This is a genomic window from Brevibacterium sp. 91QC2O2 (assembly GCF_024580695.1).
GTDB lineage: Bacteria > Actinomycetota > Actinomycetes > Actinomycetales > Brevibacteriaceae > Brevibacterium > Brevibacterium moorei.
In genome coordinates this window covers 18,962-35,982 of sequence record NZ_JANIJY010000011.1, presented here as the reverse complement: position 1 = coordinate 35,982, position 17,021 = coordinate 18,962, and the positions used below count along the sequence as shown (strand labels likewise).

Sequence of the window (17,021 nt, the reverse complement as noted above, 5' to 3'; positions counted from 1 at the left end):
CTGAGCCCATGGACAGATACCCCGCGGACTGGGAAGCCGATGTCGTTCTCCGCGATGGGCAGACCGCCCATCTGCGGCCGATCGTGCCGGAGGACGCGCAGGCGGTGCAGGACATGCACGCCAGGCAGTCGGCCGAATCGATCTATCTGAGGTATTTCGCCCCGCTGGCGGTGATCCCCGAGGCGCAGTTGCAGCGCTTCGTCAACGTCGATTACCACGACCGGGTGGCCCTGGTCATCACGATCGGCGAAGAGATCATCGGGATCGGCCGCTTCGACCGGCTCGACGACTCCTCCGCCGAGGTTGCCTTCAACATCGCCGACGCCCATCAGGGCCGCGGACTGGGCTCCATCCTGTTGGAGCACCTGGCCGCGATCGGCCGTGAGGTGGGGATCACCCAGTTCACCGCCGAGGTGCTGCCCCAGAACCGTTCGATGCTGCAGGTCTTCGCCGCCGCCGGCTTCGAGGTCAGCAGGGAGTTCGAGGACGGTGTCGTGGCGGTGCGCTTCGAGATCGACCCGACGGAGAAGTCGATCCAGGTGCAGGAATCGCGGGAGCACCGTGCGGAGGCACTGAGCGTGCGCTCCGTGCTGCACCCGGCCTCGGTCGTCGTCATCGGGGCCTCGCGCAAGCGCACCAGCGCCGGCAACCTGCTGCTGCGCAACCTGGTCGCCGCCGGCTACCGGGGATCACTGCACGTGGTACACCATTCGGCCGCAGAGGTCGCCGGGATCCCCGCGGAGAAGTCACTGGCCGATATCGACGGCGATGTCGATCTGGCCGTTATCGCGGTCCCGGCCGAGGCTGTCAAGGGCGTCGTACTCGACTGTGCCGAACACGGGGTCAAGGCGGTCGCCGTGATCTCCTCCGGTTTCGCCGAGGAGGGCCCGGCCGGCGCCGAGCTCCAGCGCGAGGTCGTGGCGGTGGCCAGGTCCCATGGGATGCGGGTGATCGGCCCGAACTCGTTCGGCCTGATCAACAATTCGACCGAGATCTCCCTGAACGCGTCCCTTTCGCCGATCGTGCCCGAACCCGGATCGATTGGCCTGTTCAATCAGTCCGGTGCTCTGGCCACCGCGATGCTGCAGGCGGCCAAGGACCGGGGCCTGGGCATCTCCACCTTCGTCTCGGCCGGCAACCGGGCCGACCTCTCTGGCAATGACGTCCTGCAGTATTGGGAGGAGGATCCGGAGACCAAGACGATCGGCCTGTACCTGGAGTCGATCGGCAATCCCCGGAAGTTCTCCCGGATCGCCCGGCGCGTCACCCGCACCAAACCGGTCATCGTCATCAAATCCGATCTGACGGGGCGCGAACTGCCCCCCGGCCACCAGGTGCGGGTGTCGAGTCTTTCGCCCTCCGCCCTGGATCAGGTGCTGGCCCAGGCCGGTGTGCTGCGCGCGGCCAATATCGGTCAGCTGTTCGACCTGGCCCAGGTCTTTTCGAATCAGCCCCTGCCCGCGGGCAGACGGGTCGGAGTGATCGGCAATTCGGCCGCCCTGTCGACGCTGGTCGTCCAACAGGCCAGGGCCGAGGGGCTGCGCGTAGAGCGCCCGGCGGTCTCCCTGCATCCGGAGGTCACGGCAGGGGAATTCGAGGCCGAACTGCGCGCGCTCTACGCCGATGATGCGGTGGACTCGGTCGTCGTGAACCTGGTACCCAGCGCGGCCGGTCGGGAGAACACGATCGCGGAGACCCTGGCCGAGGTCGCCGCGAAGTCGGAGAAGACCACAGTGGCCGTGTTCATGGGCATTCAGGGGCTCAACCGGGAGCTGACCGCCTACACCCGGGGTACCACCGGCGGCCTCCAGGTCCACCGGATCCCCAGCTACTTGGGGCCGGAGAACGCGGTCTGGGCGTTGGCCAGGGCGACCGAGTACGCGGTTTGGCGCGGTTCGGACCACGGCACCTACCCGGAACTCGACGACGTCGACACGCGCGAGGCCCGCACCGTCATCGAAACGGCCCTGGCCCGCGCCACCGAGGACCGGGCCGAGGTCCGGCTGGAACCCGATGAAGTGGCCCGCCTGTTGGGCGCCTACCAGGTGCGGGTGCTGCCCCAGGTATCCACTGCATCCGTCGACGAGGCGCTGGCCGCCGCTGCGAAGCTGGGCTATCCCGTAGCGCTCAAACCCCTCCACCGTCAGCTGCGGCACCGGGTGGAACTGGGCGCGGTGAAGCTCGATGTTTCGGACCCGGACGAACTGCGGGAGGACTACCAGGCGATCATCGACATCATCGACGCGGTGTCTCCGGGCACCGACCACCGGATCGATGTGCAGACCATGGCCGAACCCGGCACCCCCTGCATCGTGCGCGCCGGCGAGGACCCCCTGTTGGGCCCGATGGTGTCCTTCGCCCTGGCCGGGGACGCCGCGGAACTGCTCGACGACGTGGCCCACCGGGTGGCACCGCTGACCGATGTGGACGCCGCACAGATGATCAGGGGATTGGGGTCCTCACCGCGCCTGTTCGGCTACAAGGGACTGCCCGTGGCCAATGTGTTCCCAGTGGAACTGGTGCTCATCCGGCTGTCGGCCCTGGTGGATCGGTTCCCGATGGTCCGGCGGATCACGCTGCGCCCGATCACCGTCACCACGGCCGAACCCACCATCCTCTCCGCCACCGTGACCTTGAGCGCGGATTCCGACCGGATGGATTCCCGGCGGCGCCGGATGAATCTCTGAGCCCCCGGCGCCGTCCGCCCGCCCCGTCTGTAGGCCGCCGAGGGGCGCGGGCGGACGACGTGTCCGTACCTGCCGGTAGAGTAGTAGCGTTGTTCGATTAAAGCTCAGGCAGGAGTCATCACCCATGGCAGCGCACCCCGACGGCAAGATCGTCGATATCGACGTCACCCAGGAAATGGAGACGTCCTTCCTCGAATACGCGTATTCGGTCATCTACTCACGTGCCCTGCCCGATGCCCGTGACGGGATGAAGCCCGTCCAACGCCGCATCGTCTACCAAATGGGCGAAATGGGGCTGCGGCCCGAACGGCCCTATGTGAAGTCCTCGCGCATCATCGGCGACGTCATGGGCAAGCTGCACCCACACGGCGATTCGGCGATCTACGATGCGCTGGTGCGCCTGAGCCAGGACTTCGTCATGCGCGTTCCCCTGGTCGACGGCCACGGCAACTTCGGCAGCCTGGACGACGGGCCGGCCGCCGCCCGCTACACGGAGGCGAAACTGACGGACGCGGCGATGACGATGATCGCCGGCCTCGACGAGGACGTCGTGGACTTCGTGCCCAACTACGACAACACCCTGACCCAACCGGACGTCCTGCCCAGTGCCTTCCCCAATCTGCTGGTCAACGGGGCATCCGGCATCGCAGTGGGGATGGCCACGAACATGGCCCCGCACAACCCCGGCGAGGTCATCGCCGCAGCCCAGCACCTCATCTCCCACCCGGACGCCGAGCTCGACGAGCTCATGCGCTTCGTGCCGGGGCCCGATCTACCCACCGGTGGGCGGATCATCGGCCTCGACGGGGTGCGGGAGGCCTATGAGTCCGGCCGCGGCACCTTCCGCACCAGGGCCACGGTGCGATTCGAAAACCTCACGGCCCGGCGCAAGGGCATCGTGGTGACCGAGCTGCCCTATCTGGTGGGCCCGGAGAAAATCATCGAGAAGGTCAAGGACCAGGTCAACGCCAAGCGCCTGACCGGGATCGCCTCGATCGACGACTTCTCCGACCGCAAGAACGGCCTGCGCCTGGTGATCGGTGTGAAGAACGGCTTCAATCCGGAGGCCGTGCTCGAAGAGCTCTATCGGCTGACCCCGATGGAGGACTCCTTCGGCATCAACAACGTCTGCCTGGTCGACGGCCATCCCCGGACCCTGGGACTCAAGGAACTGCTGCAGGTGTTCGTCGGCCACCGCATCGACGTGGTGAGGCGCCGCTGCGAATTCCAATTGCACAAGGCGCAGGACCGCCTGCACTTGGTCGAGGGTCTGCTGGTGGCCATCCTCGACATCGACGAGGTCGTGCAGCTGATCCGCGGATCAGACGATGCGGCGACCGCGCGGACCCGGCTGATGGACGTCTTCGACCTCTCGGAGATCCAGGCGACTTACATCCTCGACCTGCAGCTGCGCCGGCTGACCAAGTTCTCCCGAATCGAACTCGAGGCCGAACGCGATGAGTTGCGTGCCCGGATCGAATTCCTCAGCGGGGTGCTGGCCGATCCGCAGAAGCTGCGCCGGATGGTCTCCGATGAACTGGGCGAGACCGCGGCGGCCCTGGAATCCCCCCGCCGCACCGTATTGGTCGCAGGCGACCTCAAGCAGATCACCGCGGCCGGGCGGAAGAAGGGCAAGGCTGAGCTGACGATCCCCGATGTGCCCTGCTGGGTGCTGCTGAGCACCTCCGGCAGGATCGCGCGGACCACCACCTCGGGCCCACTGCCGCACACCGGCCGCCGGGCCTCACACGATGCCCTGGTCTCCCAGGTGCGGACCACCAGCCGCGGCACGCTGGGCGCCATCACCTCGACCGGCCGGTTGTTGCCGGTGGACGTGGTCTCGCTGCCCCAGCTGCCGGCTCAGGCCACGCGGGCGAATGTGGCCGGCGGGGTGCGGGCCGCGGAGTTCCTCACTCTCGAGGCCAAGGAGAAGCTCATCGGCATCGTCGACTTCAGCCGCGATTTCATCCTGGGCACGACCGGCGGGGTGGTCAAACGGGTGGCCGGACACGAACCCCCGTCGAACCGCCCCGACTGGGAGGTCATCGGGCTCAAGGGCCGCGACAGGGTGATCGGCTGCGGCCAGCTCGACGATGTGGGCGCCGGGCAGGCGGTCTTCATCACCTCAGCGGCCCAGCTGTTGACCTTCGGCGCCGATGTGCTGCGTGCCCAGGGCATCGGCGCCGGCGGGGTGGCCGGCATCAAGCTGGGCGCCGGCGCCAAGGTCGTGTCCTTCCAGCTGGTCGATCCACGCGCCGAAAACCGGGTTGTGACGATCGCGCAGGGCCCGGGCGCCGCGCAGCCCAGCGTGAAGGTCAGCGAGCTGGCCGAATTCCCCACCAAGGGCAGGGCGACTGCCGGGGTACGCGCCCAGCGCTTCCTCAAAGGGGAGACCGAACTCGTCCTGGGCTTCGCCGGGCCCGCCCCGCAGGGCGCCGCAGCCGCCGGCGGGGCCAGGGAACTGCCGGGCGAACTCGCCCGCCGGGACGCCTCGGGTACGCCCCTGGAGTCGAAGATCGATGCGATCGGCACGGTGCCAGGCGGAGCCGCGGATGGCGCCGCGTCGGCCGAGGCAGGTGTGACCGGAGACGGCCAGGGAACTCCATTGGGACAGGGCACTGTGCCGGAGGCGCCGACCGGTCCGCGGGCCACCGGGGGCATGGCGACCGCTCCCCTGGATCTGGGGCCGGACGATCCGGCCGATGCCCCGCAGACCCGCGATGACGATTCGGACGCCGTGGTCATCAGCCACGACGACGATTCCGACTCGTTGTTCTAAACCCGCCGCCTCAGATACCGCCGAGCTCCTCGCCTATCCCGTCGTCCAAGTCCAGGTCCAGGGCGCCGGCGGTGCCACGGGTCATCTCCACTACGCTCACCTCGCCCAGGCCCTGCAGGCTCAGCGCCCGGCGGGCACCGAAGGCGTAGGCGTCCGAGCGGGCGAGCACCTGTGCGGTGTCCCAGTCGGTGAGGACCGTACCTGGTTCGGTCACCGCGGTCAGCCGTGCGGCCAGATTGACCGTGGAGCCGAAGACATCGCCCATCCGGGACAGTACCTTGCCCCAGGCGAAGCCCAGCCGGGCCTTGGGCAGCAGGTCGTCCGCACGGATCCGCTCCATCAGCGTCATGGAGATCTGCGCGCCGGACATGGGCGTCTCCGCGGCGAAGAACACCTCATCGCCCACCGTCTTGATCACCCTGCCGCCGCCGGAGGCGACGACGTTGTAGGCCAGGTCCTGGAAGCGCTTGACCATGAATGCCAGTTGACGCGGCTCCAGCTGCTGTGACAACCGGGTATAGGAGACCATGTCGACGAAACCCACCACCCGGGCCAGGGGCATCGCCGAATCATACCAGCCCGTACGATTCTCCATTGCCAGGCCCTCTTCGACATTGACAGACAGACGGCCCAGCGAATTGGCCAGATTACGCCGCCAGGCGTAGTCGAGCAGGCTCTGCATGGGTTCGACCAGCCGATCAAACAGCTCCACGGCCTCGGCCCGGGCATCGTTCTCCGAGCGGCCCTTGGTGTCGCTGAGGTACTCGACCAGAGTCTCCATCTGCCATACCGTCAACCGGTCGGTGGTCTGGCCCACCGCGCGCAACAGGGCGACGGCGGTCTCCTCGTCGACGATCCCATCGGTGACCATCGTGGCCGTCCCCGCCAGTGCCGCAACGTCGTTGTGCGTATAGGCGGCCTGTCCATCCGGGATGCGCGGCAGGCCCAGGGCCCGCCAGAACTTCCGCAACATCTTCGTCGATACCCCGGCCGAGGCGGCCGCTTCCTTGCGCGTCAGTTCCCGCTTCCCGCCCAGCAGCCGGTCCTCGAGCCGGGATACGGCACCCGAGCCGGTGGCGGGGGGCTCCCCCGCGGCGGCCTCTGCCACCTCGTCGTCCATCCGCGCCCCATCGCTCACAGCAGGCCCCCTTTCGCATCCGCCCTGACATGGATCACATCGCCGGCACTGACCTCCCCGGTCCCCTCCGGGGTTTCCACCACCAGGTCACCGCCAGCGCCCAGACCGGTCGCCCGGCCCGTGAGGCTGCGCCCACCCGGCAATTCGACCCTGACCCCACGGCCCAGGGTGAGCATCGTATCGCGAACCCGGCGGCCCACGGCAAGATCGGACACACCCACCCGGCGCTCGGACAGCTCAGTGGCGTGGCCGAACAGCTCTCCCAGGCCCGAGCGCAGGCCGCCGAGCACATCGGCCAGGAGCTGTTCCCGATCGGTGTTGCCGCCGGCCAGGGCCAGCGAGGTGGCGGTGGGCACGGGCAGCTCCGCGGCCTCCAGCGACACATTGATTCCGATGCCGATGATCGCCACGCGCTCGTCTGCCACCTGTTCCATCCGGATCAGGATGCCGCAGATCTTCTTGCCGGCGACCAGCACGTCATTGGGCCATTTGACCCCGGCGTCCACGCCCGCGGCGCCGATCGCACCCGCCACGGCGGCTCCCGTGATCAGGGGCAGCCAGCCCAGTGCCGTCATGGGCAGGTCGGCGGGGATGCGCACGGGCACCGAAACGGTCAGCGCCTTGCGCGCCGGCACCGTCCACACCCGGTCCAGCCGCGCATGACCGGAAATCTGGTGGTCGGTGCCCCAGACGGAATAGTCGGGCCAGGCGCTCGGATCCGCCTGCAGAGCGGCGGCGAGTTCGTCATTGGTCGAACCGGATTCCGCCGGCCAGACGATCCTGGGCAGGTCGGCACCGCGAACGTGCGCGCGTTCAACGGCCCGATCCACGTTGAAATACGAGGAAGCAGGTACTGTGTGCACCACATCACCCTAATGGGTTTGGCTGCGGCATACAACGGCGGGGGTACGTGACTAGGGTGGAGGCCATGAGTTCAGAATCCTCACCGAAAACCACCGCGGCGAAACTCGCGGCGCTCATCGAGCGGCGCAGGCTGGCCCATGCGGGCAAGCAGACCGCCATCGACAAGCAGCATGCCAAGGGCAAGCAGACTGCCCGCGAACGCATCGATCAGCTGCTCGACGCGGGTTCCTTCCAGGAGATAGACGAATTCGTCCGCCACCACAACACCCAGTTCGGAATGGCGGCGAACCGGCCCGACGGTGACGGTGTGGTGTGTGGCCTGGGCACGATCGACGGGCGCACCGTGGCGGTGTTCGCCCACGATTTCACCGTCCTGGGCGGCTCCTTGGCCGAGGCCAACGGCCGCAAGATCGTCAAGGTCCAGAAACTGGCCCTCAAGCTGGGCTGCCCGATCATCGGTGTCAACGACTCCGGCGGCGCCAGGATCCAGGAGGGCGTGGGATCGATCGCCCTGTTCGCGGAGATCTTCCACTGGAACGTCCAGTCCTCCGGGGTGATCCCGCAGATCAGCCTGATCATGGGTCCCTCGGCCGGTGGAGCGGTCTACTCCCCCGCGCTGACCGACTTCACGATCATGGTCGACGGCACCAGTCACATGTACATCACCGGTCCCGATGTCATCAAGACCGTGACCGGCGAAGAGGTCGGCCATGAGGAGTTGGGCGGGGCCAGGACCCACAATTCGGTTTCGGGCAATGCCCACTATCTGGCCGCCGACGAGGCCGATGCACTGAACTATGTGCGCGATCTGCTCAGCTTCCTGCCGGGGAACAATATGGATCCGGCGCCCGCCACCGGGTATCCGGTCGACTTGGAGGCCTCCGATGAGGATCAGGCCCTGGACACCCTGGTGCCCGACTCCCCCGCCCAGCCCTACGACATCCTCGACGTCGTGCGCACGGTACTCGACGACGGCGAGTTCCTGGAGGCCTCCGAACTGTTCGCGCCGAATGTCGTCACGGGTCTGGGCCGGGTCGAGGGACAGACGGTGGGTGTCATCGCGAACCAACCGATGCAGCTGGCCGGTACCCTCGACATCGACGCCAGCGAGAAGGCGGCTCGGTTCGTCCGCTTCTGCGATGCCTTCAACATCCCGATCCTGACCTTCGTCGACGTGCCGGGCTTTCTACCGGGGACCGACCAGGAACTGGGTGGAATCATCCGGCGCGGGGCCAAACTCATCTACGCCTACGGTGAGGCCACCGTCCCGCTGATCACCCTGATCACGCGCAAGGCCTACGGCGGCGCGTACTGTGTGATGGGCTCCAAACAGCTGGGCGCCGACCTGAACCTGGCCTGGCCCACCGCGCAGATCGCCGTGATGGGCGCACAGGGTGCCGCCAACATTGTCTACCGCCGCAAGCTCAAGGATGCGCAGGACGCAGGCCTCGACGTCGAGGCGGTGCGCTCGGACCTGGTCGAGGAGTACGAGGACGCCCTGCTCAATCCCTATCTGGCGGCCGAGGAGGGCTACATCGACGCGGTGATCGCCCCGGCCGAGACCCGCGCCCGGATCGTCCGCGGACTGCGCGCACTGCGCAACAAGCATGTGGCCGCGCCCGAGCGCAAGCACGGGAACATTCCGCTGTGACCGCCGCACAGGACTCCAACACCGCATCCCTGGACCCGGCGCTCGAACGGCGCCTGGCCAAGCAGGCGGCCATCGCCGCCCTCGTCACCGTACGGCGCACGGTGGCGTTGCGCCAGGCACCGGCACCGGCCGCCACGCCGCGGGTGTTCGCAGCGCCTGCCAGGGGGATCCATGCCCCTGGCAGGCCGGCACGCGGTGGTTGGGCCCGCCGCTACTGAAGCACCGCGGCGGGGGTCCCGGTCCTCAGGCGCCGGGTCCCCCGCCCGCTGTGCCGGAACCTCGAGTACGACGACCGGGTCCACGGCCGTGGACCGCCGTGTACACGCCGAGCGCCAGGACGATCAGCACGGCCGCACAGACGTAGATGGCCCGGTCGCCGGCCCTACCCGAGACCCAGCCCAGGATGAGCGGGCCGATCCCGGTGCCCAAGTCGAGCATGAGGAAGAAGGTCGCCATCGCCACGCCGATCTGCGCGCGCCCGACCGCCTGCACGGCGATCGTCTGCATGATCGGCATAACCGAGCCGAACCCCACTCCCAGGGCGACTCCCGCCAGCACGATCTGCCAGGGCTCGTGCGCGAGCGCCAGGACCACCAGGCCCACCGCGAAGACCAGCAGCATCGGATAGGCCACCGCGTTGTCGCCGCGCGCATCCTGCATCCGGCCGACCGTCAGACGGGCTGCGAAGGTCGCGCAGGCATAGGCGAAGAAGAACCAGCCAGCTGCCTGCGCCATGCCGTGGGCCGTGACGAATGGCTGGAGGAATGTCAGCACCCCGGAATACGCCATTCCGGCCAAGAACATCACCAGGGCGATCGGCAGGGCGCCGGGGGCCACGATGCTGGCCGCGGACAGCCGCCACTTCCCCGCGATCTCCTCGGCACCGGGGGTGCGTTCGGGCACTCGCATGCACAGCAGCGCCAGCAGTCCACCCAGGGAGACCAGGGCCGAGGTGATGAACAACCAGTCATAGCCGGCAGCCGCGGTGATCGCCACGGCGCACAGCGGCCCGACCGCCGTGGCCAGGGATGTGGCCAGACCGAAGTAGCCGGTGCCCTCGCCCCGGCGGGAGTCGGGAATCAGACTCTGCGCGATCGTCATAAGCACTGTGTGGCCCAATCCGTAGCCGGCCCCATGGACCAGTCGGACCAGGATCAACAGCCACACCCCGCCCGCTGCGATGTAGAGCAGCGAAAGGACGATCGAGGACGCCAGGACGATCAGCAGCAGGCGCTTGCGCCCCATGAAGTCCATATACTTGCCGACGACGATCCGGCCGGCGACCGCCCCGACGATATAGGCGCTCGAGGCCAGACCCGCCACGGCCGCCCCGGCGTGGAAGCGCCCGGCCGCGTAGCCGGCCAGGGAGGTCATGAGCATGTAGAACAAAAGGCTGAGGAACAGGCTGACGACCAGCGAGAGATTGAAGTCCTTGGTCCACAGCCGCGCTCTATCCACCCGGGCAGTCTAATCAGCCGGGGCGGGGACCACCTGCCGTGTCCACCGGCTGAACCAGCGCACCGACTCCCCTACCCCAGCGGGGGCCGGTAGGCTTTCGACTATGACTGACGAAACTCGCACCCCGTCCCCCATCGACGCGATAGCCGAGGACTACTCGGCCCGGATGCTGGCGCTGTCGCCCGGCCTGCGCGTCTCCCTGGGCGTCGAGGGCGACCCCCATGCCCTCGACGATTATTCCCCGGCCGGAGCCGCCGCGGTGGACGAACTCAATGCCGCGACCCTGACCGCCCTGGACCGGGAACAGGCCGCGCACCGCGACGAGCTCGACGACGTCGACGCGGTGACGCTCGACGCGATGCGCGAACGCCTGGGCGTCGAACGCGAGCTCCACGCCCGCGGACTCGACGTGGGCGTGCTCAACAACATCGCCTCGCCCGCCCAGGACATTCGCGATCTGTTCGATCTGGTGCCCACCGAGACCGCCGCCGACTGGGCCGCCAGCGCCGGGAAACTCCGCTCGGTGGCCGGCGCCCTGGCCGGCTACGAGGAGTCCCTGCGAGTCGCCCTCGCAGCCGGCAGGGCGCCTGCCGTCCGCCAGGTGCGCGCGGTGATGGCCCAGGCCACCGAGGTGGCCCGCTCCGGCGGATCCTTCGACGCCTTCGTCTCCGGCGAGACCGTGCCAGAGGCCCTGCGCGGCGAGCTCGCCGATGCCGCGGCCCAGGCCAAGGGCGCCTATGCCGGTTTCAAGACCTTCCTGGAGACCGCGGTGCTGCCGCACGCGCGCACGCAGGATGCGGCGGGCCGGGAGGACTACGCCCTGTACAGCCGCGAGTTCCTGGGTGCGAGCGTGGACCTCGACGAGACCTACCAGTGGGGCCTGGAGCAGGTGGCCGAACTCGACGCCGAACAGCGCCGGGTCGCGCAGCTGCTCTACCCGGGCGAGGATCTGAGCGTGCGCGCGACACTCGAGCGCCTGGATGCGGATCCGGCGCGCAAGATCCACGGCCTCGACGCCCTGCGGACGTGGATGCAGGAGACCGCGGATCAGGCGATCGCGCAGCTCGACGGCACGCATTTCGACATCCCCGAGGACCTCAAGCGGATCGAGGCGATGGTCCTGCCCAATGGCACCGGCGGCATCTACTACACGGGTCCCACCGATGACTTCTCCAGGCCGGGGCGCATGTGGTGGTCGGTGCCCGCCGGAGTCGAGGAGTTCTCCACTTGGCAGGAGCTCACGACCGTCTACCACGAGGGCGTGCCGGGGCACCATCTGCAGTTGGGGACGGCTGTGCAGATGAAGGACCGCCTCAACATGTGGCGGCGCAATCTGTGCTGGGTCTCCGGCCACGGAGAGGGCTGGGCCCTGTACGCGGAGAAGTTCATGGCCGAACAGGGCTTCATGGAAGAGCCCGGGAACTATATGGGCACCTTGGATTCGCAGCGGTTGCGGGCGGCCAGGGTCGTCGTCGACCTGGGCGTCCACCTGGGCAAGAAGGCCCCTGCCGAATACGGCGGCGGGATCTGGGACGCCGAGAAGGCGTGGAAGTACCTCACCGACAATGTCGCGATGGAGCGGAACTTCCTGCGCTACGAACTCGACCGGTACCTGGGGTGGCCCGGCCAGGCGCCCAGCTATAAGATCGGGCAGCGCCTGTGGGAGTCCGCCCGCGACACGGCGCGGGCCAAGGCGCAGGCGGCCGGCCGGGAGTTCAGCCTCAAGGACTTCCACACCAGGGCCCTGGCGCTGGGCTCGGTCGGCCTGGACACTCTGACCCGGGCACTCGAGCGCGACTGAGACTTCCGGTGGCGGGAGCCGGGTGCGGATACGGCAGTGGCCGGGCAGAACACGGGGTTCTGCCCGGCCACTGCCGGTTCGACTGCGTGGGCCCTAGATATCGCCGAGGTCCCGGCGCAGCCCGGCGGCTAGTTCGCCTCCGGCGGCGCACCAGGCGTCCTGTGCCCCGCACTCCGGCAGACAGTCGCGCAACATCACCAGCAGCTGGTCGGGCAGTGCGCGCTGTCCGTAGTCGGGGACCGGACGGGCATCGGAGGTCAGCGCGCTCAGCTCGACCAGGACCGCGCGCACCAGGGGCCCGGCCGCCGTCATCTGCGCCGGCGTCAGCCCGGCCAGGCGGATGCGCAGGCGGCGGATCTCCTGTTCCAGGACCTCAGCCGCCGAATCGCTCGACACCACCGATCAGTCGTTGCCGCGCAGATAGGACAGCAGGCGCAGGATCTCGACGTAGAGCCACACCAGGGTGGTCATGAGCGAGAAGGCGCACAGCCAGGAGTACTTCTCCGGGATCCGGTTGACCACGCCCTGTTCGATCATCTGGAAGTCCGATACCAGGGTCATGGCCGCCAGCACTGTGGCGACCAGGCCGATGATGACGCCCAGGGGCATGTCGATGCCCATGATGCTGATCTGCACACTGCGGGCGTTCATCGCGCCGCCGGAGAAGATCGAGAAGAAGAAGTTGACGATCGAGAACACGGCATAACCGCCCACGGCGATCATCAGGAACTTCAGGAAGCCCCCGGACATCCGGACCTTGGCGAACTTGAACAGGCAGAACATGACGGCGAAGACACTCAGGGTGGCCAGCACCGCCTGCACCACGATGCCGCCGTAGAGGGACTCGAACAGCTTGGAGATGCCGCCGAGGAACATACCCTCGAACACCGCATAGCCCAGGATCAGACCCTTCGAGGGCTCCTTCTTGAAGGCGTTGACCAGGCCCAGGACCAGCCCGACGATGGCACCCACCAGCATCAGCTGGGGAATGAACCAGCCCACGGCCGCGCCGACGAGCAGGATGCCGAAGCAGGCCAGCGACTTCATGAAGACGTCATCGTAGGTCATCGCGCGTTCGGGCTGTGCCGGTGCCGCCTGATAGGCGGGCATCTGGAACTGCTGGTCGAGCTGCTGGGCACTGGGCGCGCCCGGCTGGTACGAGGCGGGGCCGGCCTGGTGGCCCTGCGGGATCATATGACGGGAGTCGGAGACTCCCTGGCGGACGGTCCGGTCCATAAGGGGGTTGCCCATGTGGTGCTCTCCTGTTGTGTGGTGCTTTGGTCCACAATTCTATGGGCGCAGCCTGGCAAAAGAATCAACACCCCCTGGTTATATAACCAGGGGGTGTTGATTCTTCAGCAGGCGGTGGGACTCAGCGTTCGATGTCCCCACGGATGAACGCCTCCACGGCGTTCTTGTTCGTGTCGTCGTCGCGCTGTTCGGGCGGCGACTTCATGAAGTAGGCGCTCGGCGAGATCAGCGCACCGCCGATCCCCCGGTCCAGACCGATCTTGGCCGCGCGCACCGCGTCGATGATGACGCCGGCGGAGTTCGGGGAATCCCAGACCTCCAGCTTGTACTCCAGCGACACCGGGGCATCGCCGAAGTTGCGGCCCTCGAGGCGGACGAATGCCCATTTGCGATCGTCGAGCCAGGCGACGTAGTCGCTGGGGCCGATGTGGACATTGCGGTCGGCCTGCTTGCCGGCGAAGTCGCTGTTGTGCAGGTTCGAGGTCACGGCCTGGGTCTTGGAGATCTTCTTCGACTCCAGGCGTTCGCGCTCCAACATGTTCTTGAAGTCCATGTTGCCGCCCACGTTGAGCTGATACGTCCGGTCCAAGGTCACGCCACGGTCCTCGAACAGCTTGGCCATCACCCGGTGGGTGATGGTCGCGCCGATCTGGCTCTTGATGTCGTCGCCGACGATCGGCACGCCGGCCGCTTTGAACTTCTCGTCCCATTCCTTGGTGCCGGCGATGAACACCGGCAGGGCGTTGACGAAGGCGACATGGGCGTCGATCGCGGCCTGGGCGTAGTGCTCCACGGCCTGCTGCGAGCCCACGGGCAAATAGCACACCAGCACGTCGACCTTGGCGTCGCGCAGCGCCTGCGCCACATCGACGGGTTCGGCGTCGGATTCGACGATGGTGTCGCGGTAGTAGCGGCCCAGACCGTCGAGGGTCGGACCGCGCATGACCTCCACACCCGTGGGCGGGACGTCGGCGATGTGGATCGTGTTGTTCTCGCTGGCGCCGATGGCCTCGGCGATGTCCACGCCGACCTTCTTACCATCGACGTCGAAGCCGGCGACGAACTGCAGATCGCCGACGTGGTAGTCACCGAACTGAACGTGCATCAGACCCGGGACCTGCGAGGTCGGGTCCGCGTCCTTGTAGTATTCGACGCCCTGGATGAGCGAGGATGCGCAATTGCCCAGACCGGCAATCGCCACGCGAATAGGATTGTGTGCCACTTGGCGGATTCTCCTTGTAATAGGCAAGACGGTTCAATAGTACTCAGTATCGCTCAGGACACGACAAGCGGTTCGAGCACCAGCTCGGGGTGCTCGCGCTGGACTCCCTGCAGACGCCAGCGGTCGGAGAACAGGGCCAGCAGTTCGCCGTCGGAACGCGAGAGCACCTCGACCGAGCGCTCACGCGCCAGGGTGGGCACAGCCTCGGGCGTCGTGCGACGGGCCAGCGAGAAGTTCAACCTCTCCATCTTCACCGGGGCATGGAACTCGTGGACCATCCGGTCCTCGGCCACCTCGAACTGCATGGGACCCACCGCGCCGAGCACCGGTGCCTGGTCCCCGCGCAGGTCCGAGCGCAGCACCTGCACGACGCCCTCGTGGTCGAGCTGTTCGATCCCACGGCGGAACTGCTTGTACTTCGAGGAGTCCTGCGCGCGGATGACCATGAAGTGCTCGGGGGCGAAGGTGGGGATCGGCGGGTACTCCACCCGGTCGTCCAGATATAGCGAATCCCCCACCCGCAGGGCCGAGGCGTTGACCAGGCCCACCACGTCACCGGGCCAGGCCTCGTCGATGACCTCGCGGTCGCGCCCGAAGACCTGCTGGGCGTACTTGGTGGCGAACGGCTTGCCGGAGGCGGCGTGGGTGACGACCATCCCACGCTCGAACACACCCGAGCACACCCGGATATAGGCCAGGCGGTCGCGGTGGTGCGAGTCCATGCCCGCCTGCACTTTGAACACGAACCCGGAGAACGCGGAGTCCACCGGGCGCACACCACCGGCGACGTCCGTGCGCGGCAGGGCTGCCGGTGCCAGGTCCACCAGCGTGTCAAGCAGCTTGTGCACACCGAAGTTGAGCACCGCGGAGGCGAACATCACAGGTGTCGTCTCGCCTGCCAGGAAGCGCTCCTGATCATGGTTCTGCTCTTCCAAGTCCAGCAGTTCGGATTCGTCCACGGCCGTCGTCCAGGCCTCGGACTCGAGTTCCAGGGCGGCGTCCGCGTCCATCGTCTGTTCTTCGGCGATGCGGGCGCCGGCGTCGTTGCGCGTGTACTTCGTATACGTTCCCGAGGTCCGGTCCAGCACCCCGCGGAAGTCCCCCGACTGCCCCACCGGCCAGGTCAGTGGCGTTGGCAGCATTCCGGTGCGCTCGAGGATCTCATCCATCAGCTCGAGGGCGTCGATGCCGGGCCTGTCCCACTTGTTGATGACCGTGATGATCGGCAGGTTGCGGTGCTTGCAGACTTCGAAGAGCTTCATCGTCTGCGTCTCCAGGCCCTTGGCCGCATCGACGAGCATAACGGTGCAGTCGACTGAGGAGAGCACCCGATAGGTGTCCTCGGAGAAGTCGGCGTGGCCGGGAGTGTCGATGAGGTTGATGACGCAGTCGCGGTATTCGAACTGCAGCGCGGCCGAGGAGATCGAGATGCCGCGGTCCTGTTCCATCTGCATCCAGTCGGACACGGTGGCCCGGCGGCCCGCCTTGCCGTGAGTGGCGCCTGCCTGGCCGATGACGCGGGCGTGCAGTGCCAGGGCCTCGGTCAACGTGGACTTACCGGCGTCGGGGTGCGAAATGACGGCGAAGGTGCGCCGGCGCGCGGCCTGGTCACGGATTTCCTTGGGGGTATGGGTCTGCGAGCTCACCGGACCATTCTACGTTGACTGTCCAGCCGGAACACATGCGTCCCCGCTAAGCTGTGGGGCCGTGACCGATCACCATTCGAACCGCACGCGTTCCACCCGCACCCGCGCTGCATACCGGCCGACTGACGAGCACGTCCGGATCGCCGCCGATCCCGAAGCCGGGCGCAGACGGCTGAACTGGATCCCGCCGCTCGTGGCCGCCGTCATCTCGATCCCGCTGCTGTGGCTGGCGATTCGCTTCTCCCTGCTGGCGACTTCGACAATGCGCGATATCGTGCTGCTCAACGACGCCCCCGGTACCGGTTTCACCATCGGCATGTACATCTACTCCGCCTGCGGCTGGCTGGCCCTGGCCGGCGTCCTGGCCTGCCTGTTCATCGCCCTGTTGCGCGGCACCCGGCGCTGGCGGATCTGGTGGTCCGCCGGGGCCCTGGCATTCGCGCTGGCCGTCCCGGCCAGTTGGCTGGCCCTGGGCTGGGTGTTCTGAGCACCTCCGCCGAGGCCGCGGCCGCCTTGGGCGCTCA

13 protein-coding genes are annotated in these 17,021 nt (G+C 67.7%); 6 read left to right on the top strand and 7 right to left on the bottom strand.

All coding sequences use genetic code 11. The features are described 5' to 3' along the window. Positions 1-8: 8 nt before the first annotated feature. Together NQ036_RS09515 and NQ036_RS09510 are read left to right on the top strand one after the other, a co-directional pair. Positions 9-2,687, top strand: coding sequence for a GNAT family N-acetyltransferase (locus NQ036_RS09515; protein ID WP_257048714.1), 2,679 nt, complete (start codon positions 9-11; stop codon positions 2,685-2,687). A 124-nt stretch (positions 2,688-2,811) separates the two neighbouring features. Further along, entirely contained in the window at positions 2,812-5,466 is a 2,655-nt protein-coding gene (locus tag NQ036_RS09510; protein ID WP_257048715.1) for a DNA topoisomerase (ATP-hydrolyzing) subunit A, read from the top strand. Positions 5,467-5,476: 10 nt separating this feature from the next. Here NQ036_RS09510 and NQ036_RS09505 read toward each other — a convergent pair whose 3' ends face one another. Continuing rightward, positions 5,477-6,604, bottom strand: a complete 1,128-nt coding sequence (locus NQ036_RS09505; protein ID WP_257048717.1) for an adenylate/guanylate cyclase domain-containing protein — start codon at positions 6,602-6,604, stop codon at positions 5,477-5,479. After that, positions 6,601-7,467: a biotin--[acetyl-CoA-carboxylase] ligase gene (locus NQ036_RS09500; protein ID WP_257058506.1), complete on the bottom strand. Its 867-nt coding sequence runs from the start codon at positions 7,465-7,467 to the stop codon at positions 6,601-6,603. Before NQ036_RS09500 ends, NQ036_RS09505 begins: the two co-directional genes overlap by 4 nt. Positions 7,468-7,532: 65 nt before the next feature. Here NQ036_RS09500 and NQ036_RS09495 point away from each other — a divergent pair, with 65 nt between their 5' ends. Further along, positions 7,533-9,119 (top strand): acyl-CoA carboxylase subunit beta, encoded by a 1,587-nt coding sequence (locus NQ036_RS09495; RefSeq protein ID WP_257058504.1) that lies wholly within the window; start codon positions 7,533-7,535, stop codon positions 9,117-9,119. After that, entirely contained in the window at positions 9,116-9,337 is a 222-nt protein-coding gene (locus NQ036_RS09490; RefSeq protein ID WP_257058503.1) for a hypothetical protein, read from the top strand. The genes NQ036_RS09495 and NQ036_RS09490 overlap by 4 nt, the downstream gene beginning before the upstream one ends. A 25-nt stretch (positions 9,338-9,362) precedes the next feature. Here the strand turns inward: NQ036_RS09490 and NQ036_RS09485 are convergent, their stop codons facing one another. Continuing rightward, the gene (locus NQ036_RS09485; protein WP_257048722.1) at positions 9,363-10,577 is read right to left on the bottom strand and encodes an MFS transporter; all 1,215 of its coding nucleotides are present in this window, start codon (positions 10,575-10,577) and stop codon (positions 9,363-9,365) included. Positions 10,578-10,680: 103 nt separating this feature from the next. On the opposite strand from NQ036_RS09485, the gene NQ036_RS09480 reads away from it, so the two are divergent. Further along, entirely contained in the window at positions 10,681-12,378 is a 1,698-nt protein-coding gene (locus tag NQ036_RS09480) for a DUF885 domain-containing protein (RefSeq protein ID WP_257048723.1), read from the top strand. A gap of 93 nt (positions 12,379-12,471) precedes the next feature. Here the strand turns inward: NQ036_RS09480 and NQ036_RS09475 are convergent, their stop codons facing one another. The 4 genes from NQ036_RS09475 to NQ036_RS09460 all read right to left on the bottom strand — a co-directional run bounded on the left by NQ036_RS09475 (position 12,472) and on the right by NQ036_RS09460 (position 16,497). Then, complete coding sequence (locus tag NQ036_RS09475) at positions 12,472-12,774, bottom strand: hypothetical protein (RefSeq protein ID WP_257048724.1); 303 nt, start codon at positions 12,772-12,774, stop codon at positions 12,472-12,474. A 6-nt stretch (positions 12,775-12,780) separates the two neighbouring features. Next, complete coding sequence (locus tag NQ036_RS09470) at positions 12,781-13,629, bottom strand: Bax inhibitor-1/YccA family protein (RefSeq protein ID WP_257048725.1); 849 nt, start codon at positions 13,627-13,629, stop codon at positions 12,781-12,783. Between the two features lie 121 nt (positions 13,630-13,750). Next, a complete protein-coding gene (locus NQ036_RS09465) occupies positions 13,751-14,851 on the bottom strand; it encodes an inositol-3-phosphate synthase (RefSeq protein ID WP_257048727.1) in 1,101 nt (366 codons plus the stop codon). A 53-nt stretch (positions 14,852-14,904) separates the two neighbouring features. Continuing rightward, positions 14,905-16,497 carry a peptide chain release factor 3 gene (locus tag NQ036_RS09460; RefSeq protein ID WP_257058502.1) on the bottom strand — a complete coding sequence of 531 codons (1,593 nt, stop codon included), beginning with the start codon at positions 16,495-16,497 and terminating at the stop codon, positions 14,905-14,907. A gap of 61 nt (positions 16,498-16,558) precedes the next feature. On the opposite strand from NQ036_RS09460, the gene NQ036_RS09455 reads away from it, so the two are divergent. Further along, positions 16,559-16,984, top strand: coding sequence for a hypothetical protein (locus tag NQ036_RS09455; RefSeq protein WP_257058501.1), 426 nt, complete (start codon positions 16,559-16,561; stop codon positions 16,982-16,984). Positions 16,985-17,021: the final 37 nt, after the last annotated feature.